The 18,630-nt window shown below is 73.4% G+C and carries 17 protein-coding genes; 6 read left to right on the top strand and 11 right to left on the bottom strand.

What is annotated here, in order from left to right:
• Positions 1 to 10: 10 nt before the first annotated feature.
• From ACZ4MU_RS25430 to ACZ4MU_RS25420, 3 genes are all read right to left on the bottom strand, one after another.
• Entirely contained in the window at positions 11 to 307 is a 297-nt protein-coding gene (locus ACZ4MU_RS25430) for a DUF4193 domain-containing protein (protein WP_067165176.1), read from the bottom strand.
• A gap of 393 nt (positions 308 to 700) precedes the next feature.
• The gene (locus tag ACZ4MU_RS25425; protein WP_467880796.1) at positions 701 to 1,945 is read right to left on the bottom strand and encodes a sensor histidine kinase; all 1,245 of its coding nucleotides are present in this window, start codon (positions 1,943 to 1,945) and stop codon (positions 701 to 703) included.
• 5 nt (positions 1,946 to 1,950) lie between these two features.
• A complete protein-coding gene (locus ACZ4MU_RS25420) occupies positions 1,951 to 2,604 on the bottom strand; it encodes a response regulator transcription factor (RefSeq protein ID WP_365111350.1) in 654 nt (217 codons plus the stop codon).
• Positions 2,605 to 3,003: 399 nt separating this feature from the next.
• Between ACZ4MU_RS25420 and ACZ4MU_RS25415 the strand changes: the two genes are divergently transcribed.
• Positions 3,004 to 3,177: a hypothetical protein gene (locus ACZ4MU_RS25415; protein WP_406552523.1), complete on the top strand. Its 174-nt coding sequence runs from the start codon at positions 3,004 to 3,006 to the stop codon at positions 3,175 to 3,177.
• Positions 3,178 to 3,257: 80 nt separating this feature from the next.
• Here the strand turns inward: ACZ4MU_RS25415 and ACZ4MU_RS25410 are convergent, their stop codons facing one another.
• Both ACZ4MU_RS25410 and ACZ4MU_RS25405 read right to left on the bottom strand, forming a co-directional pair.
• On the bottom strand, positions 3,258 to 4,082 hold the full coding sequence (locus tag ACZ4MU_RS25410; protein ID WP_467880791.1) for an inositol monophosphatase family protein: 825 nt from the start codon (positions 4,080 to 4,082) through the stop codon (positions 3,258 to 3,260).
• 9 nt (positions 4,083 to 4,091) lie between these two features.
• Positions 4,092 to 5,243 carry a ferrochelatase gene (locus tag ACZ4MU_RS25405; protein WP_467880789.1) on the bottom strand — a complete coding sequence of 384 codons (1,152 nt, stop codon included), beginning with the start codon at positions 5,241 to 5,243 and terminating at the stop codon, positions 4,092 to 4,094.
• 192 nt (positions 5,244 to 5,435) lie between these two features.
• Here ACZ4MU_RS25405 and ACZ4MU_RS25400 point away from each other — a divergent pair, with 192 nt between their 5' ends.
• Positions 5,436 to 6,674 (top strand): MFS transporter, encoded by a 1,239-nt coding sequence (locus ACZ4MU_RS25400; RefSeq protein ID WP_467880786.1) that lies wholly within the window; start codon positions 5,436 to 5,438, stop codon positions 6,672 to 6,674.
• Entirely contained in the window at positions 6,643 to 7,953 is a 1,311-nt protein-coding gene (locus ACZ4MU_RS25395; RefSeq protein WP_467880783.1) for a D-arabinono-1,4-lactone oxidase, read from the top strand. The genes ACZ4MU_RS25400 and ACZ4MU_RS25395 overlap by 32 nt, the downstream gene beginning before the upstream one ends.
• Before the next feature lie 22 nt (positions 7,954 to 7,975).
• Here ACZ4MU_RS25395 and ACZ4MU_RS25390 read toward each other — a convergent pair whose 3' ends face one another.
• Positions 7,976 to 8,830, bottom strand: coding sequence for a hypothetical protein (locus ACZ4MU_RS25390; RefSeq protein WP_467880781.1), 855 nt, complete (start codon positions 8,828 to 8,830; stop codon positions 7,976 to 7,978).
• Positions 8,831 to 9,329: 499 nt separating this feature from the next.
• Here ACZ4MU_RS25390 and sepH point away from each other — a divergent pair, with 499 nt between their 5' ends.
• Positions 9,330 to 10,385 (top strand): septation protein SepH, encoded by a 1,056-nt coding sequence (gene sepH / locus ACZ4MU_RS25385; RefSeq protein ID WP_467880778.1) that lies wholly within the window; start codon positions 9,330 to 9,332, stop codon positions 10,383 to 10,385.
• A 72-nt stretch (positions 10,386 to 10,457) separates the two neighbouring features.
• On the opposite strand, the gene ACZ4MU_RS25380 is transcribed toward sepH, so the two are convergent.
• On the bottom strand, positions 10,458 to 11,306 hold the full coding sequence (locus ACZ4MU_RS25380) for a sulfurtransferase (protein WP_467880776.1): 849 nt from the start codon (positions 11,304 to 11,306) through the stop codon (positions 10,458 to 10,460).
• 224 nt (positions 11,307 to 11,530) lie between these two features.
• Here ACZ4MU_RS25380 and ACZ4MU_RS25375 point away from each other — a divergent pair, with 224 nt between their 5' ends.
• On the top strand, positions 11,531 to 12,304 hold the full coding sequence (locus ACZ4MU_RS25375) for a VOC family protein (RefSeq protein WP_467880773.1): 774 nt from the start codon (positions 11,531 to 11,533) through the stop codon (positions 12,302 to 12,304).
• A 58-nt stretch (positions 12,305 to 12,362) separates the two neighbouring features.
• Here the strand turns inward: ACZ4MU_RS25375 and ACZ4MU_RS25370 are convergent, their stop codons facing one another.
• The 4 genes from ACZ4MU_RS25370 to ACZ4MU_RS25355 all read right to left on the bottom strand — a co-directional run bounded on the left by ACZ4MU_RS25370 (position 12,363) and on the right by ACZ4MU_RS25355 (position 18,127).
• Positions 12,363 to 13,010, bottom strand: coding sequence for a thymidine kinase (locus tag ACZ4MU_RS25370; RefSeq protein ID WP_467880771.1), 648 nt, complete (start codon positions 13,008 to 13,010; stop codon positions 12,363 to 12,365).
• Positions 13,011 to 13,100: 90 nt separating this feature from the next.
• The gene (locus ACZ4MU_RS25365; RefSeq protein WP_467880768.1) at positions 13,101 to 14,294 is read right to left on the bottom strand and encodes an alkaline phosphatase family protein; all 1,194 of its coding nucleotides are present in this window, start codon (positions 14,292 to 14,294) and stop codon (positions 13,101 to 13,103) included.
• Positions 14,294 to 14,881 carry a DUF5998 family protein gene (locus ACZ4MU_RS25360; RefSeq protein ID WP_406555411.1) on the bottom strand — a complete coding sequence of 196 codons (588 nt, stop codon included), beginning with the start codon at positions 14,879 to 14,881 and terminating at the stop codon, positions 14,294 to 14,296. The genes ACZ4MU_RS25365 and ACZ4MU_RS25360 overlap by 1 nt, the downstream gene beginning before the upstream one ends.
• Positions 14,882 to 14,917: 36 nt before the next feature.
• Entirely contained in the window at positions 14,918 to 18,127 is a 3,210-nt protein-coding gene (locus ACZ4MU_RS25355; protein ID WP_467880764.1) for a bifunctional acetate--CoA ligase family protein/GNAT family N-acetyltransferase, read from the bottom strand.
• A gap of 173 nt (positions 18,128 to 18,300) precedes the next feature.
• Here ACZ4MU_RS25355 and ACZ4MU_RS25350 point away from each other — a divergent pair, with 173 nt between their 5' ends.
• Positions 18,301 to 18,582: an HPr family phosphocarrier protein gene (locus ACZ4MU_RS25350; protein ID WP_467880761.1), complete on the top strand. Its 282-nt coding sequence runs from the start codon at positions 18,301 to 18,303 to the stop codon at positions 18,580 to 18,582.
• The last annotated feature ends 48 nt before the right edge of the window (positions 18,583 to 18,630 follow it).

Genomic DNA, 18,630 nt, shown 5'->3' with positions numbered 1-18,630 from the left:
ACGCACCCGATCAGTCGCAGTCGCGGCAGATCGGCTGGCCGTTCTTCTCGCGGGCCAGCTGGCTGCGGTGGTGCACGAGGAAACAGCTCATGCAGGTGAACTCGTCGGCCTGCTTGGGCAGGACCCGGACGGCGAGTTCCTCGTTGGAGAGGTCCGCGCCGGGCAGTTCCATGCCCTCCGCGGCCTCGAAGTCGTCCACGTCGACGGCCGAGGCGGACTTGTCGTTCCGCCGGGCCTTCAGTTCTTCAAGACTGTCGGAATCGACGTCGTCGTCGGTCTTGCGTGGGGTGTCGTAGTCCGTTGCCATGTCGCTCTCCCCCTCTGGGTGGTTGCGGTGTCTCCAGCGCACGTAACGCGTGAGAGGCCGGACTTGTGCCCGACCCGAGGCGGAGATTTTGCCTCACATCAAGGTCTGTTACTCAATCGACACCCAGCCGCACTCCTCAAGAGTGATCGTCCTGGATGGCGATCGGGACCGTACAGGGTCCGAATGTCGCACTTCACGGGCGTCACCCCGTGTACTTCCCGTGATCTCACCCCCCGGAAACCCGGACTTTTCCCGGTTTTACGGGGGAAGCCTTGATTACGGAGAGTAGATGGCCGGAATTTTGCCCCTGTGATTGATCACACACGGATAACTTCGGAACAGGTCCCGAAAATTCCGCTCAAAGCGAACTTCTCAACGGCGTCGAAAAGCTTCTCAGGCAGGCAGGGTGACACGCATCACGAGCCCGCCTCCCTCACGGGGCTCCGCGATGATACGGCCTCCGTGGGCCCGCGCGACCGACCGGGCGATGGACAGGCCGAGTCCGACGCCCTTGTCGCTCCCGGTCCGCTCGGTCCGCAGCCGCCGGAACGGCTCGAAGAGGTTGTCGATCTCGTACGCGGGAACCACCGGCCCCGTGTTCGAGACCACCAGCACCGCCTGGCCGTCCTTGAGCTCGGTGGTGACCGAGACCCAGCCCTCCTCGGACACGTTGTAGCGCACGGCGTTCTGCACCAGGTTCAGGGCGATCCGCTCCAGGAGCACGCCATTGCCCTGGACCACCGCGGGCGCCCGCTCGCCGCGGATCTCCACGCCCTTGGCCTGGGCCTCGCCCCGGGCCTGGTCGAGAGCGCGGGTGGCGACCTCGGCCAGATCGACCGGCTTGCGGTCGACGATCTCGTTCTCGCTGCGGGCGAGCAGCAGCAGGCCCTCCACCAGTTGCTCGCTGCGCTCGTTGGTGGCCAGCAGCGTCTTGCCGAGCTGGTGGAGCTCCATGGGCGCCCCGGGGTCGGAGAGGTGGACCTCCAGGAGCGTGCGGTTGATCGCCAGCGGGGTCCGCAGCTCGTGCGAGGCGTTGGCGACGAACCGCTGCTGGGCGGTGAAGGCCCGCTCCAGGCGGTCCAGCATGTCGTCGAAGGTGTCCGCGAGCTCCTTCAGCTCGTCGTCCGGGCCGTCCAGCTCGATCCGCCGGGTCAGGTCGGTCCCGGCGACGCGGCGGGCGGTGCGGGTGATGCGCCCCAGCGGCGACAGGACGCGGCCGGCCATCGCGTAACCGAAGGCGAAGGCGATGACGCTCAGGCCCACCAGCGCCATCAGGGAGCGCGTCAGCAGGTCGTCCAGGGCGCGCTGGCGCTGCTGGGTCATGCAGGCGCTGATCGCGTCGTTGAAATCCGTGATGTTGCCCGGTGTGGTGGGCAGCCGGCAGCTGCCGCTCGTCACCGTCACGTTCTGCCCGCCGACGATCTTGAACGGCAGGTTGCCGCCGGTGTGCAGCGCGGAGGCCGCCAGCAGGTAGATGATCGACAGCAGCAGAATGCCCGCGATCATGAACATGCCGCCGTAGAGCAGCGTCAGCCTTATGCGGATGGTCGGGCGCACCCAGGGAAAGGGCGGTTCGGCGCCCCGGGGGTCCCAGGTGGGCTTCGGTGGCGCCGTGGGTGGCGCGGGGGTCGTGGTCATCGCGGTCAGATCCGGTATCCCGAGCCCGGCACGGTGACGATGACGGGCGGCTCACCGAGCTTGCGGCGCAGGGTCATGACCGTCACGCGCACCACGTTGGTGAACGGGTCCGTGTTCTCGTCCCAGGCCTTCTCCAGGAGCTGCTCGGCCGAGACCACCGCGCCCTCGCTGCGCATCAGCACCTCCAGGACCGCGAACTCCTTGGGCGCCAGCTGGATCTCCTTGCCGTCGCGGAAGACCTCGCGGCGGTTGGGGTCGAGCTTGATGCCCGCGCGCTCCAGGATGGGCGGCAGCGGCACGGTCGTGCGCCGCCCCAGCGCCCGCACCCGGGCGGTCAGCTCGCTGAAGGCGAACGGCTTGGGCAGATAGTCGTCGGCGCCGATCTCGAGGCCCTCCACCCGGTCGCTGACGTCGCCGGAGGCGGTCAGCATCAGGACCCGGGTGGGCATCCCCAGCTCGACGATCCTGCGGCAGACGTCGTCGCCGTGGACCAGGGGCAGGTCCCGGTCGAGCACGACCACGTCGTAGTCGTTGACCCCGATGCGCTCCAGGGCCGCGGCGCCGTCGTACACGACGTCGACGGCCATGGCCTCCCGGCGCAGTCCGGTGGCCACCGCATCGGCGAGCAGCTGCTCGTCCTCGACGACGAGTACGCGCACGTCGCATGTCCTTCCCTAGTGAGCCCTCGCGGGCCTGCTGGTGCCCCGTGGCGCCCGTGGGCCCGCGCGGGCGTTCCTGAGCCCGGACGGGCCGTTCCGTGGGCACGGTGGCGGTGACTGTGTGCTTCCATCCTGCCTCTTACGGCCATAAACCGGCGGTAAGACGGTGTTGGCGCCCGGGCACCGCCCGACCTGCGGATTCCGCGGCGTGCGGGAATCGCGGGGATTGCCGCGCGAGTTGAGGTTTCTCGTACACCGGGCGGGGGGAGGACGTCTGCACACCCGCGATCACGCCCTGTATGGGGTTTGCCACTGCCTGCTGCTCGTGATCGTGACCGTGATCCACCGTCGGCACACCCCCGTGCCACCCGCCACCGACCCACGACGAGGGGGCGCACCATGGACGCATTCACCGCAGGACTTCTGCAGCGCATCAGGGCCACGGAGACGGACCTCACGCGGGCCCGCGAGACCGGCGACGACTTCCTCGCGGAGGTCGAGCAGGCCGAGCTCGACGATCTCCATCGCCTCGCCGCCGAACACGGCGTCGAGGTCGCGGCCGCGGCACACTGACACGGCACGGCCAGGGCCCCCGGCACAGCAGGACGGTGCCGGGGGCCTCCGCCTGCCCGGGCCCGGGGCCCGGGGGCGGCTCAGTCGTGCCAGGCGCCGTACTCCTCCAGGAGGGCCTGGAGCGGGCCGAAGAGCTCCGGGGTGGCCGCGATCGTCAGCTCCCCCGAGGCCGGGGCGCCGGGGCGTCCGCCGGTCACGGCGCCCGCCTCGCGCGCGATGAGGTCGCCCGCCGCCAGGTCCCAGGGGTTGAGGCCGCGCTCGTAGTACGCGTCCAGGCGCCCGGCGGCCACGTCGCACAGGTCGATCGCCGCCGAGCCGCCGCGCCGGATGTCCCGGAACCGCGGGATCAGCCGCTCCACGACGGCCGCCTGGTGGGCCCGGACCGCCTGGACGTAGGCGAAGCCGGTGCCGAGGAGGGACTGCTCCGGCGGGGCGGCCGGCCGGCAGCGCAGCCGCCGCTCCCCGCAGAACGCGCCGCCGCCGAGCACCGCGTGGTACGTCTCGCCGCGCATCGGGGCCTCGACGACGCCCGCGACCCGTACGCCGTCGCGCTCGGCGGCGATGGAGACGGCCCAAGTGGGCAGCCCGTACAGGTAGTTGACGGTGCCGTCCAGCGGGTCGATGACCCAGCGGATGCCGCTGGTGCCCTCGCTGGAGGCGCCCTCCTCGCCGAGGAAGCCGTCGGCGGGGCGGCGCTCGGAGAGGAAGCCGGTGATCAGCTTCTCGGCGGCGATGTCCATCTCGGTGACGACGTCGATGGAGCTCGTCTTGGTGGCGGCCACGCCGAGGTCGTCCGGGCGCCCGTCGCGCAGCAGCGCGCCGGCCCGGCGGGCGGCCTCCAGGGCCAGGGCGAGCAGTTCCCGGTTCTCGTCGTGTTCCGCCTGCCGGGTGTCGGACTCGGTCATGGTGGCTCCTTACGCGTACGGACTGTCGGCGCCGGCCGCGGCGGGCCGGGGGGCGCGGGCCGGGCAGCAGCCGACCGGGCAGAGGTCGTGCGAGGGGCCGAGGGCGCCCAGGGCGCAGCGCTCGACGCGCTCGCCCCGCTCGGCCGCCGCCCGCTCCAGGACGAGCTCGCGGACCGCGGCGGCGAACCGGGGGTCGGCGCCGACGGTGGCCGAGCGCACCACGGGCAGTTCGAGCTCGGCGGCCTTGGCGGTGGCCTCGGTGTCCAGGTCGTACAGGACCTCCATGTGGTCCGAGACGAAGCCGATGGGCACCATCACGGCCGCGGGCGCGCCCTTGCCGTGCAGCGTTTCGAGGTGGTCGCAGATGTCCGGCTCCAGCCAGGGGATGTGCGGGGCGCCGGAGCGGGACTGGTAGACGAGCTCCCAGGGGCGCTCGACCCCGGTCTCCTCGCGGACCGCGTCGGCGATCAGCCGGGCCACGTCCAGGTGCTCGCGCACATAGGCGCCGCCCTCCCCGTGCCCCTCGGCCGGGCCGGAGGTGTCGGCGGAGGCGTCCGGGATCGAGTGCGTGGTGAACACCAGGTGGGCGCCGGCGCGGACCGCCTCGGGCAGCCGCTCCAGGGCGGCGAGGACGCCGTCGGTCATCGGGCGCACGAAGCCGGGGTGGTTGAAGTAGTGCCGCAGCTTGTCCACGCGCGGGGGCTCGATGCCCTCGGCCGCGAGCGCCGCGAGCGCGTCCGCCAGGTTCTCCCGGTACTGGCGGCAGCCCGAGTACGACGCGTAGGCGCTGGTGGTGAGCACGGCGATGCGGCGGTGGCCCGCCAGAGCCATCTCGCGCAGGGTGTCCGTCAGGTACGGCGACCAGTTCCGGTTGCCCCAGTGGACCGGGAGGTCCAGGCTGTTGCGCGCGAAGTCCTCTCGCAGGGCGTCCAGCAGGGCGCGGTTCTGGTCGTTGATGGGGCTGACTCCGCCGAACAGGAAGTAGTGCTGCCCCACCTCCTTGAGCCGCTCCTTGGGGATGCCCCGGCCGCGCGTCACGTTCTCCAGGAACGGGACGACGTCGTCCGGGCCCTCGGGGCCGCCGAAGGAGAGCAGCAGCAGGGCGTCGTACGGAGCCGCCTCGCCGGCCGCTCCAGGAGCTTGATCGCGCAGATCGGACATGGCACCGATCCTGCCATCCGCCACTGACAGGCGCGGAACCGGCCGGAACCGGCCGGCCCGGGCACGGCGGTTTTGGGGCGGACGGGAAAACCGGGTGCGGCGGGGCACCGGACACCGTAAGTTCAACACCGTAAGCTTTAGGTATTAAGTACACGCTTCAGCCATACGGCTGAGCAGGCAGCCGGAGCGCCCATGCCCAGTCCCTACCGCGCGATCTTCGCCGCACCCGGCACCAAGCGGTTCTCCGCGGCCGGGCTGCTCGGCCGGATGCCGCTGTCCATGATGGGCATCGGCATCGTCACGATGGTCTCCCAGCTCACCGGCCGGTACGGACTGGCCGGGGCGCTCTCGGCGACCCTCGCCATGTCGGCCGCCGTGCTCGGCCCGTACATCTCGCGCCTGGTCGACCGGCACGGCCAGCGGCGGGTGGTGCGCCCCGCGACGCTCGCCGCGGTGGCCGCCGTGGCCGGGCTCCTCGTCTGCGCCCAGCAGGGCGCGCCCGACTGGACGCTGTTCGTCTTCGCGGCCGGAGCGGGCTGTGTGCCGAGCGTCGGCTCGATGGTCCGCGCCCGCTGGGCCGAGCTCTACCGGGGCGACGGACAGAGCCTGCACGCCGCGTACTCGTGGGAGTCGATCGTCGACGAGCTCTGCTTCATCGTCGGGCCGATCCTGTCCATCGGGCTCTCCACCGCCTGGTTCCCCGAGGCGGGCCCGCTGATGGCCGCCTGCTTCCTGGTCGCCGGCGTCTTCTGGCTGACCGCGCAGCGCGCCACCGAGCCCGTGCCCCATCCGCGCGAGCAGCACACCGGCGGCGCCGCCCTGCGCTCCCCCGGCCTCCAGGTCCTCGTCGCCACCTTCGTCGCCACCGGCGCGATCTTCGGCGCCGTCGACGTGGTCACCGTGGCCTTCGCGGACGAGCGCGGCCACAAGGCGGCGGCCAGTCTGGTGCTCGCCGTCTACGCGCTGGGCTCCTGCCTGGCTGGAGCCGTCTTCGGCCTGCTGCGCCTCAAGGGGGCCCCTGCCACGAGGTGGCTGGTGGGAGTGTGTGCCATGGCGGTGAGTATGATCCCGCTCCAACTGGCCGGGAGCCTGCCGTTCCTGGCCGTGGCGCTCTTTGTCGCGGGCCTGTCCATCGCGCCGACGATGGTGACGACCATGGCCCTCGTCGAGCAGCATGTACCGCGCAGCAAGCTCACCGAGGGCATGACCTGGACGAGTACCGGGCTGGCGGTCGGTGTGGCGCTCGGGTCGTCGGCCGCCGGCTGGGTGGTGGACGCGGCGGGCGCGCGCTCGGGGTATCTGGTGCCCGTCGTGTCGGGAGCGCTCGCGGCCGCGGTGGCGTTCTCGGGGTACCGCCGGCTGCGCAGGCCGGCGCCGCAACGGGAGGGGCTCGGAGCAGATGAGCGGAGCGACCAGCAGCACGTGGCGTAACTGGGCGGGGAACGTCACGGCCCGGCCGGTGCGGGAGGCCTCCCCCGCCTCGGCGGACGAACTGGCCGAGGTGGTGCGCCGGGCCGCCGAGGACGGCCTGAAGGTGAAGGCGGTCGGCACCGGCCACTCCTTCACCACGGCCGCCGCCACCGACGGCGTACTCATACGCCCGGACCTGCTCACCGGCATACGGAAGATCGACCGCACGGCGATGACGGTGACCGTCGAGGCGGGCACGCCCCTGAAGCGGCTGAACGCCGTCCTCGCGCGCGAGGGCCTCTCGCTCACCAACATGGGCGACATCATGGAGCAGACGGTGGCCGGGGCGACCTCGACCGGCACCCACGGCACCGGCCGCGACTCGGCCTCGATCGCCGCGCAGATCACCGGGCTCGAACTGATCACGGCCGACGGCTCGGCGCTGACCTGCTCGGCCAAGGAGAACCCCGAGGTCTTCGCGGCGGCCCGGATCGGCCTGGGTGCGCTCGGCGTGGTCTCGGCGGTCACCCTCGCCGTGGAGCCCGAGTTCCTGCTCCACGCGCGCGAGGAGCCGATGACCTTCGACCGCGTCACGTCGGAGTTCGACGCGCTGCACGCCGAGAACGAGCACTTCGAGTTCTACTGGTTCCCGCACACCGGCAACTGCAACACCAAGCGCAACAACCGCAGTGCGGGCCCCGCCGCCCCGCCCGGCAGGGTGAGCGGCTGGATCGAGGACGAGTTCATGTCGAACGGGCTCTTCCAGGTCGTCTGTTCGCTGGGCCGGGCCGTCCCCGCGACGATCCCCGCGATCGCCAAGGTTTCCAGCCGGGCTCTCTCCGCCCGTACGTACACCGACATTCCGTACAAGGTCTTCACAAGCCCCCGCCGGGTGCGGTTCGTCGAGATGGAGTACGCGGTGCCGCGCGAGGCCGTCGTGGAGGCGCTGCGCGAAGTGCGGGCGATGGTCGACCGGTCGCACCTGCGGGTGAGCTTCCCCGTCGAGGTGCGCACCGCCCCGGCCGACGACATCGCGCTCTCCACGGCTTCGGGGCGCGACACCGCGTACATCGCCGTACACATGTACAAGGGCACGCCGTACCAGGCGTACTTCACCGCGGTGGAGCGGATCATGACCGCCCACGCCGGCCGTCCGCACTGGGGCAAGGTGCACAGCCGCGACGCCGAGTACTTCGCCGAGGTGTACCCCCGCTTCGGCGAGTTCACCGCCCTGCGCGACCGGCTCGACCCCGGCCGGCTCTTCGGCAACGCCTATCTGCGCCGGGTGCTCGGGGACTGACGGACCCGCGGGGACCGGCGCCCTACGGCGACGGGGCCGCGTCCGGACCCGCTCCCGGCCCGGTGCCGGGAGCGGCGGGGTCCGGTGCCGGGGACCCGCCGTCCGTGGGGGCGGAGGAAGACGAGGGTGCCGGGCTCGGGGTGCTGCCCGGGGAGGTGCCGCCCGAGGAACCCGTCCCTCCGGTGGAGGCGCCGCCGGTTGCGGTGGAGGGGGTCGGCGAGGGGCTGGGGGTTGTCGGGTCCGAGGTCCCGGGGGTGGGCGCGCCGGTGCCCCGGCCGGGGCCCGGCGAGGCGGAGGTGCCGCCCTCGCCGCCGGTGCCGGGCGTGGGGGAGGCGGGCCGCCCGGGCCCGGAGTCATCCCCCGGGCGCGAGGCCCTGTCCCCGCCCCCGGTGACGACCGAGCCGACGGTGGTGCCGCCCCCGCCGCCCAGCTCCGCGCCGGACGCCAGTTCGTACGCGGTGATGCCGCCCATCGCGACCGCGAAGACGACCGCCGCGCCGAGCGACGAGCGCTTCCAGCCACGCAGCCGGGTGCCGTGCACGGTGGCCGCGCCGAACTCGCCCCCGCGGCCGTCCTCGTACGCGGGGCGGGCCTCGGGCCCGGGGCGGGCTCGGCCGCGGCGGGCTCTGGGCAGGGACGGGACGGTGACGTCGCGCAGTTGTTCCCCGGTGCGCCGGAACAGGTGCTGGAAGACCGTGCCGCCGCAGGTGGCGACGACGCTCACCACGCCGGCTCCGACGATCGTCCCGTAGACACCGAGCCGGGAGGCGAGCACGGCCGCCGCGACGGCCGCGAGCGCGCTGCCCGCGACCTGGGGCACACTCAGATCGAGGCGCCTCTCGTCCAGTTTCGTGCCGGTATCCGCCTTTTCACCCATGTACAGCCTCTGTTCGCCCTTCTCCGTCCGCTTGTACGTAGGAGGGACCTTTGGGCGAAGCGATTAGTTCCGTTTCTGGCGATTCTGTGAAGCACGCCACGTATGAAGTGCGTATTCGTGCGGCGCGCGGTGTCCAACTCCCGCCCCCAGGGAGAACTTCGGCGGCGCGGCGGTCCACCCACATGGCCCGAATGGAGTACTGTGGCGAGCCCTGGGCCTGGTCTCCCTCTCGGGTTTCCGGGCACTGCGGGAGGGGGCCGAAAGCGGCACTCGAACCGGCGGCGCCGCGGCACCGCACGGACGCCTGCTGTCCGGAGCGACCACGTCGGTCACTCTGTGTGGCAAACAGGTAACCGTGCCATAACGGCGTTCCAGGGCCCATGCCCGACACGCCGGGCAACTCGGCAAGGTTGTGGCAGGCTGCACCCGGGCAGGCCACACTCGACTAGCGGAAGCAGCGACGCAGGTGACGTCGGCAGGCACCACCCGGGAGGTCCCCATGCCCGAACTGCGTGTCGTGGCCGTCTCCAACGACGGCACACGACTGGTGCTGAAGGCTGCGGACAGCACGGAATACACGCTTCCGATCGATGAGCGGCTGCGCGCCGCCGTGCGCAACGACCGCGCCCGGCTCGGGCAGATCGAGATCGAGGTCGAGAGCCACCTCCGCCCGCGCGACATCCAGGCGCGTATACGGGCGGGTGCCTCGGCCGAGGAGGTCGCCCAGCTCGCCGGGATCCCGGTGGACCGGGTCCGGCGCTTCGAGGGCCCCGTGCTCGCGGAGCGCGCCTTCATGGCCGAGCGGGCGCGCAAGACCCCCGTGCGGCGCCCGGGCGAGAACACCGGCCCCCAGCTCGGCGAGGCGGTCCAGGAGCGGCTGCTGCTGCGCGGCGCCGACAAGGACAGCGTCCAGTGGGACTCCTGGCGCCGCGACGACGGCACCTGGGAGGTCCTGCTCGTCTACCGGGTGGCCACCGAGCCGCACGCAGCCAGCTGGACCTACGACCCGCCGCGCCGGCTCGTCCAGGCCGTCGACGACGAGGCCCGCTCGCTGATCGGCGAGACCGACGACACCCCCGAGCCGAGCTTCCCGTTCGTGCCCAGGATCGCCAGACTGCCCCGGGACCGGCCGCTGGACCGCGCTCTGGACCGGCAGTTGGAGCGGCCCCTGGAGCGCCCGACCGCGCCTGTGGTGCCCGAGCCCGTGGCCGCCTCGGACGAGAGCGACTCGCTCACCAGCCTCCTGGAGGCCGTGCCGAGCTTCCGCGGCGACATGGTGGTGCCCGAGCGGCCCGCCCCGCCCGCCGAACCCGTGGCGGGCGAGGCCGAGGCGGAACCGGAGATCGAGGAGCCGCCCGCACCGGCGGCCTCGGCGGGCGCCGGCGCGGCGTACGCGGACGTGCTGATGCCCCGTGCGGTCAGCGGCCACCGCGACCGCCTCACCGGCACCACGGACCGCCAGGCCGAGGCGGACGGCGTCCGGCCCGGACGGCGGGCGGCGGTGCCGAGCTGGGACGAGATCGTTTTCGGGACCCGGCGCAAGAAGCAGGAGTAGGACGGCCCGTCCGGCGCGTACGTACGGCGAGAACCGAGGGGCCCGCGTCCGGCGCGGGCCCCTCGGTCCGCGCTACTGCGGGTCGGGGCCGGTGGCGACCGGGCGCGACTCGTCCGAGGACCACTGCGACCAGGACCCGGCGTAGAGCGCGGCGGGAATGCCCGCGACCGCCAGGGCCAGCACCTCATGGGCGCCGGAGACCCCCGAACCGCAGTACACGCCCACCTCGTTGCCCGACGCCCCCAGGGACGTGAAGCGGTCGGCGAGGACCTCGGGCGGCAGGAAGCGCCCGTCCGGGCCCACGTTCTCGGTGGTGGGGGCGGAGACCGCGCCGGGAATGTGGCCGCCCACCCGGTCGATGGGCTCGACCTCGCCCCGGTACCGCTCACCCGCGCGGGCGTCCAGCAGCAGCCCCGACCGGGCGAGCGCCGCCGCCCCGTCCGCGTCGAGCAGGCCGACCGCGCCGGGCGCGGGCACGAAGTCGCCCTCGGCGGGCGCCGGGACCTCGTCCGTCAGGTCACCGGTCCAGGCGGCGAGGCCGCCGTCGAGGACCCGTACGTCCTCGTGCCCCGTCCAGCGCAGCAGCCACCAGGCGCGGGCCGCGGCCCAGCCCTGGCCGCCGTCGTAGACGACGACGGGCGTCCCGGCCGACACGCCCGCCCGGCGCATCACGGCGCCGAACGCCTCGACGTCGGGCAGCGGGTGGCGCCCGCCCGCGCCGGGCGGTCCCGCCAGCTCCGCGTCGAGGTCGACGAAGACCGCGCCGGGCAGATGCCCGGCCTCGTACGCGGCCCGGCCGTCGAAGGGGGCGGCGCCGGCCGCCTTCGCCAGACTGAGCTGCCAGCGGACGTCCAGAAGGACCGGGGGGCGCTCCCCGGCCAGCTCGTCCGCCAGTTCGGATGCGCTGATGATGGCGTTCATGGGGCCATCCTTCCGCAGCGCGCGGCGCCGCGTAACGGCCCCGAAACGGATGAGAAATGCCAAAGCGGGCATCCTCCTTCGGGAACGCGCCAAAAGCGGCGCGGCCGGGGCGCGCTTGGCCGTCGGTGGTGCAAGCATCTGCGGGAAGGCGGGCGTCGGCGTGGCCCGGCCGCCCGTCTCTTCAGGGCGCGATCCCTTAGCGATGGTCCGAGGAGAGAGTCACGATGTCCCAGGCAGAGACCCGGCGCACGCCCGGCACACCCTGCTGGGTGAGCCTCATGGTGCATGCCCTGGCTCCCACCCAGGAGTTCTACGCGGCGCTGTTCGGCTGGGAGTTCCGGCCGGGGCCGGCCTCGCTCGGCCCCTATGTGCGGGCCCTGCTCGACGGCGCGGAGGTGGCGGGCATCGGGCAGCTCCCGCCCGACCGGCATCTGCCGATCGCCTGGACCACGTATCTGGCCACCGACGACGCCGACGCCACGGCCGAGACGATCCGGCACTGCGGCGGCACGGTCGGCGTCGGTCCGCTGGAGGCGGGCGACGCCGGGCGGCTGGTGATCGCCTCGGACCCGGAGGGGGCCGTCTTCGGCGCCTGGCAGGCGCAGGCGCACGTCGGCACGATGGTGGCGGGCGCCCCGGGCACCCCCGTCTGGAACGAATTGGTGACCCGCGAGACCGCCGCGGTCGGCAAGTTCTACGAGTCGGTGTTCGGCTACGAGCGGCGGACGGTGGAATCGGCCGACGCCGACCAGGTGACGCTGCACATCGGGGGCCGCCCGGTCTGTTCCCTGCGCGGGGTGGGCCACGGGCTGCCGCGCGACAAGGGCGCGCACTGGATGACGTACTTCGAGGTCGCCGACACCGACGAGGCGGCCCAGCGGGTGACGGAGCTGGGGGGCCATGTCCTCCAGCCGCCCCGCGACGGTGCGAGCGGCCGGGCGGCGACGGTGACGGACCCCGAGGGGGCGGTGTTCACGCTGGTGAGATCGGCGCCCTGAGCCCTCCCCGGGCATGCCCGCACCGGCGGCGCGGACGGAGCGGGGAGGCCGCGGCGCGCTACGCGTCGACGGGGAGGACGTCCGGCGACAGGGCGGCCGCCCGCGCCGCCGCGGCCGTCATCCGGCGCCGGTGGTGGCGCCGGCACAGCACCTCGTACCCGATCTCGTCCTCGGAGTGGTTCACGTCACCGACGACGACCTGCGCGCCCTCGACCACCATCTCCCCGCCCCGCGTACGCGCGTTGTGCGTGGCCCGCGCCCCGCACCAGCAGAGCGCCTCGACCTGGAGCACCTCGACGCGGTCCGCCAGCTCGACCAGCCGCTGCGAGCCGGGGAAGAGCTTGGAGCGGAAGTCGGTGGTGATGCCGAAGGCGAAGACGTCCAGGTCGAGGTCGTCGACGACCCGGGCGAGCTGGTCGATCTGGCCGGGTGCGAGGAACTGCGCCTCGTCGGCGATCACATAGTCGCAGCGCCCGCCCTGGGAGAGGTGAGCGACCAGGTACGCGTAGAAGTCGAAGCCCTCGGCCGCCTCCACCGCGTCCGTCACCAGCCCGAGCCGGGAGGAGAGCTTGCCCTCGCCCGCGCGGTCGTCCCGGGTGAAGATCATGCCCTGGAGGCCGCGCGCGGAGCGGTTGTGCTCGATCTGAAGAGCGAGGGTGCTCTTTCCGCAGTCCATCGTTCCGGAGAAGAACACCAGCTCGGGCATGGGAGGGTGAGGACCTTTCGGATCTGCGCACGCGTCCGCGTACAGGAGACGGACGAGACAGCGAGGTGCGGGGAGGGGCGGGGAGGGAGACTACGAGCGTACTTCGAGGAGCGGCACGAGCTGCTCGACGGGGGTCATCGAGCCGTGCATGCCGACCATCGCCGACTCGTGCGGCTCGTTGCGCGAGGCGATGATCACCACATCGGCGTGGGCGGCCGCGACGACGTCGCCGATCCGCCCGTACACCCGCTCGTCGCAGACGCCCGGCTGCCCGAACCAGCCCGCCGCCAGGGCCTCGTCGCGGCTCGCCACCCAGAACTGCTCGCCCAGCACCTCGCGCCAGACGGTGAGCACGTCGGACTCGGCGCCGGGGACGGCGTAGACATGGCGGGCCCGGCCCTCACCGCCGAGCAGGGCCACTCCCGCGCGCAGCTCCCAGTCCTCGTCGAAGTCGATACGGGACTCCTCGTCGAAGGGGATGTCGATCATGCCGTGGTCGGCGGTGACATAGAGCGCGGAGCGCGGCGGCAGCTGCTCGGCGAGCCGCTGGACCAGCCGGTCGACGTACATCAGCTGGCCCCGCCAGGCGTCCGAGTCCACGCCGAAGCGGTGGCCCTTGCCGTCGACCTCGCTGTAGTACGTGTAGACGAGCGAGCGGTCCCCGGCGGCCAGTTGGGCGGCGGCCAGGTCCATGCGGTCCTCGCCGGTCAGCCTGCCGTGAAACGTTCCGCCACTGAGCGCGACCTTGGTGAGCGGGGTGTGCTCGAAGGTCGGCGAGGAGACCTGTGCGGTGTGCACGCCCGCCGCGTCGGCCAGCTGGAAGACCGTCGGGTGGGGCTGCCAGACGTGCGGGTCGGTCCAGGGCTTCCAGCGGAGCTGGTTCATCAGCTCGCCGGTCCGCGGGTCGCGCACGGTGTAGCCGGGCAGGCCGTGTGCGGCGGGCGGCAGACCGGTGCCGACGGAGGCGAGCGAGGTGGCGGTGGTGGCCGGGAACCCGGCCGTGATCGGCCGTCCGGTGCCGCCGCGCGAACCGGCGAGCAGCCCGTGCAGATACGGTGCCTCGTCGGGGTGCGCCTTGATCTGCTCCCAGCCGAGCCCGTCGATCAGGAACACGCAGTTCCGGTCGGCCGGGGTCAGCTCCGCGATGGCGGCGGTCGTCCCGGGCACGCCCATGCCCGCCGCGAGGGTGGGCAGCAGATCGGCGAGCGAGCCGCTGCCGTACTCGGGCAGGGGGGCGGTGTCGAGGGCGAGGGGCTCGGGGTCCTGCCAGGCGGGCTGGACCATCAGCGGGCGGTCGCCGCGGTCGCCTCGGAGAGGGCCTGGGCGAAGCCGAGGGTCTGGCGCACGGTGTCCGGGCCGTCCCCGGCCTCGCTGACGCGCAGGCTCAGGTCGTCGGCGGTGGAGCTGCCGGTGTAGCCGTGGTCGGCGTCGCAGTTCGGGTCGCCGCAGGCGGCGGGCTCCAGGTCGATCCGGGAGACCGCGCCCCAGCCGATGGTCAGGACGACCTCGCGGGGCAGGGTGCCCGGGGTGTACGACTCGGGGTTGGCCACCACGCGGCTGACGACCACCGACGAGATCCGGTCGAGCTTCACGGACTCGGTGGAGGTCGTGGCGTACGGCGTCGGGGAGCTGGTGTCCGCGTTCTGCTCGTCGGTGTGGCTGACGATGAAACGGTTGTCCGTCAGGACCAGGACCGTCACATGGCGGCGGACCTCGTTGGCGTCGAAGGTGGTCTCCTGGTGGACCAGGTACGACGCGATCGGCTCACCACCGACGGCGGCCTCCACCGCCTCGGCCACAAGGGCCGGGTAGTAGCCGCTGCGCTCGATCGCCGCGCGCAGCCCCTGGGTCATCGTGCCGGTCTTCGCCATGGACTCCATCCTACGGGGCCCCGGGGCCCGATCGTTTCAGTAGCTGGGCAGGCGGCGCGGGCCCAGGTCGGAGCGGGGCGGCGGTGGCGCCAGACGCAGGCTCGCGCCGAGTACGGACAGGCCCTGCTGGGCGACGACGACCGGCTCCAGGGAGACGGCGACGACTTCCGGGTGGTCGTCGACCAGCCGCGAGACCCGCAGCAGCAGCTCTTCGAGGGCCGCGGTGTCCACCGGCGCGGAGCCGCGCCAGCCGAAGAGGAGGGGGGCGGTCCTGATCGACCGGACCAGTTCGGCGGCGTCCCGGTCGGTGGCGGGGACCAGACGGTGAGCGGTGTCGCCGAGCAGCTCGGAGGCGGCTCCGGCGAGACCGAAGGAGAGCACGGCGCCGACGGCCGGGTCGATGGCGGCGCGCACCACGGTGTCCACACCGCGCGGGGCCATCGCCTGGACCACCGGCTGGAGCTCCTCTGGCTTGCCCAGGGCGTGCGTCAACTCCGCGTAGGCGCGGCGCAGTTGCTCCTCGTCGGCGAGTTCCAGGCGGACGCCGCCGAGGTCGGGGCGGTGGCGCAGGTGCGGGGCGGTGGTCTTGAGGGCGACGGGGTAGCCGAGGCGGGCGGCGGCCGCGACGGCGGCGTCGGGGTGGGGGGCGGGCAGGGCTCGGCGTACGGGGATGCCGTACCGGGCGAGGAGGGTGGCGGCGGCCTCGGCGGGCAGGGTGGTGCCCCTGGGGTCCGCGTCCCCGAGCAGCCGCTCGATGTCGGCCGCGGCGCCCGTCTCGTCGATGTCGTCGTACTGCGGCACCCTGCCCTGCTCGGCGGCCTGGCGTCGCCACTGCCCGTAACGGACGGCCTCGGCGAGGGCGCGGACCGCTCGTTCCGCGGCGGGGTAGGCGGGGATGCGGGTGGGGGTAGGTGTGGAGGCGGCTGCGGGTGCGTGGTGGGCGGCAGGTTCTCCCCCGCCCCGCCCCTTCCCGAAACCCTCCGGGGGTGGGGGCGGGCCGAGAAGGGAGAACCTCCCCGGGGGCTCCGCCCCCGGCCCCCCGGCGGGGCTGCGCCCCTGCACCCCTTCGGGGCTGTGCCCCGGGAGCCCGGTGGGGGCGCTCACCCGGCTCTCCCCGGGGGTGTGGCCCTGGCTCCCGGAGGGGGTGTGGCTCCGGGCGTCCTCGGGGCCGCGCCCCGTGAGGCCGGTGGGGGTATGGCTCGGGGTGCGCCCCCGGGTCCCGGTGGAGGCGTGTCCGTGGGGCTCCTCGGGGCTGTGGCCCGGGCCCCCGGCGGGGGTGTGGCTCCGGGCGTCCTCGGGGCTCCGGCCCGGGATTTCCGTCAGGGGGTGGCTCCGCACGTCCGCCGGGGCCGTCGGCTGGGGGCGAGGGGGTGTTGTGCGGGGGGCCGTGCTTGCCGCGCTTGCCAGGGCTTCTGCCAGGCCGCCCAGTTCCACGTGCACCACCGCCACCGGCTTGCCCGGGGCCGTCGTCGTGGCCTGGTGGAGGGCCGTGGCCAGGGCCTCGTCGGGGTGGCCGGGCTCGCCCATCCAGGGGATCGCCGTGACCACCACCGCGTCGCAGAATTCGTCCGCCAGGGCCCGGACCAGCGCGTCGCGGAAGTCCTCGGGGGTGGCCGCCGTCGTCAGGTCGACCGGCGGGTGCGGGCGCAGCCCCTCCGTGAGGCAGGCGTCGTACGTGAGCAGGCCGAGGGACTCCGAGTTGCCGAGGATGGCGACGCGCGGCCCGGCCGGGAGCGGCTGGCCCGCGAGGAGGACGCCCGCGTCGACCAGCTCGGTCACGGTGTCCACCCGGATCACGCCCGCCTGGCGCAGCAGCGCCGAGACCGCCTTGTCCGGGACCCGGGTCACCGGGACCGCGTGGCCCGGCGGGGTCGAGCCGCTGTGCCGGGCTCCCTTCACCGCGACCACCGGCTTCACCGCGGCCGTCCGCCGCGCGAGCCGGGTGAACTTCCGCGGGTTGCCGATGGATTCGAGGTACAGCAGGACCACGTCCGTGTCCGCGTCCTCGTACCAGTACTGGAGGATGTCGTTGCCCGAGACGTCCGCCCGGTTGCCCGAGGAGATGAACGCCGACAGGCCCGCGCCCCGCCGGTGCAGCCCCGACAGGAGCGCGATGCCGATCGCGCCCGACTGGGTGAACAGGCCGATCCGCCCGCGCCGCGGCGGCTCGGGCGCGAGCGAGGCGTTCAGCCGCGTCCCGGGCGCGGTGTTGATGACGCCGAACGCGTTGGGCCCGATCAGCCGCATCCCGTACGACCGCACCTGGCGCAGCAGTTCGCGCTGGCGTTCGCGCCCGGCCGCGCCGCTCTCGGCGTACCCGGCGGACAGCACGACCAGTCCCTGCACCCCGTGCTCGCCGCACTCCGCGACCGCCTCCGGCACCCGTTCGGCCGGGACGGCGACGACGGCGAGGTCGACCGGCTCCCCGAGCTCGCCGAGCGAGCGGACCGCCCGGACGCCGTCGATCTCGGAACCTCCTTCCGGGAGGGCCCGGTTGACCGCGTACACAGGCCCGGTGAACCCCGCCCCCAAGAGGTTGCGCAGCACCGTGCGGCCCACGCCGCCCGGCGCGCGGCCGGTGCCGATCACGGCCACCGAGCCGGGGGCGAGCAGACGCTGCACCGAGCGGGCCTCGGCGCGCTGCTCACGCGCGCGCTGCACCGCCAGCGACTCGGCGGTCGGTTCCAGATCCAGCGTGAGATGGACCGAGCCGTCCTCGAAGGACCGCTTCTGCTGGTAGCCCGCGTCCGTGAACACCTTGATCATCTTGTTGTTGGCGGGCAGCACCTCCGCCGCGAACCGTCTGATCCCCCGCTCGCGCGCGACCTCCGCGATGTGTTCGAGCAGCGCGGAGGCGACCCCGCGCCCCTGGTGGGCGTCCTGGACCAGGAACGCCACCTCCGCCTCGTCGGCCGGCGCCGAGGCGGGCCGCCCCTGGGCGTTGATCCGGTCGTAGCGGACGGTCGCGATGAACTCCCCGCCCACCGTCGCCGCGAGCCCCACCCGGTCCACGTAGTCGTGATGGGTGAAGCGGTGCACGTCCTTGGCGGAGAGCCGGGGGTAGGGCGCGAAGAAGCGGTAGTACTTGGACTCGTCCGACACCTGCTCGTAGAACGAGACGAGCCGCTCCGCGTCGTCGGTCGTGATGGGCCTGATCCGCGCGGTCCCCCCGTCGCGCAGCACGACGTCGGCCTCCCAGTGGGCCGGGTACGCGGGGTCCTGCGTCTTCTCCTGCGGAGCCTGCATACGGGCAGCCTACGGGTCGCGGGGCCGGTTGGGTCGGGTCAAGGTAGGGGGCAAGGTGGAGAGGGCGCCCGGGCCGAGGGGCCGCCGGATCCGGGACCGACGTCGGCACGAGCACCGCGCAGGACATGAGAGACTGGTCTAGACAACCGTGAGAGATCTCGAAGGGCATCACCATGGCTGAGCGCCGCGTCAATGTCGGCTGGGCCGAGGGCCTGCACGCCCGCCCCGCTTCCCTTTTCGTCCGCGCCGCCACGGCCTCCGGCGTCCCCGTGACGATCGCCAAGGCCGACGGCAACCCGGTCAACGCCGCCTCCATGCTCGCGGTGCTCGGCCTGGGCGCGCAGGGCGGCGAGGAGATCGTGCTGGCTTCCGAGGCGGAGGGCGCCGACGCGGCCCTGGACCGTCTGGCGAAGCTGGTCGAGGAAGGTCTCGAGGAGCTCCCCGAGACCGTCTGAGCCGGCCGACCGGTCCGGCTGCCCCGGCCCGGCGGGCGCGATCCCGCC

The sequence above is a fragment of the Streptomyces sp. NPDC026377 genome, assembly GCF_055567715.1.
The sequence above is the reverse complement of the archived record's forward strand: the minus strand, read 5'-3'. Positions and strand labels throughout refer to the sequence as shown.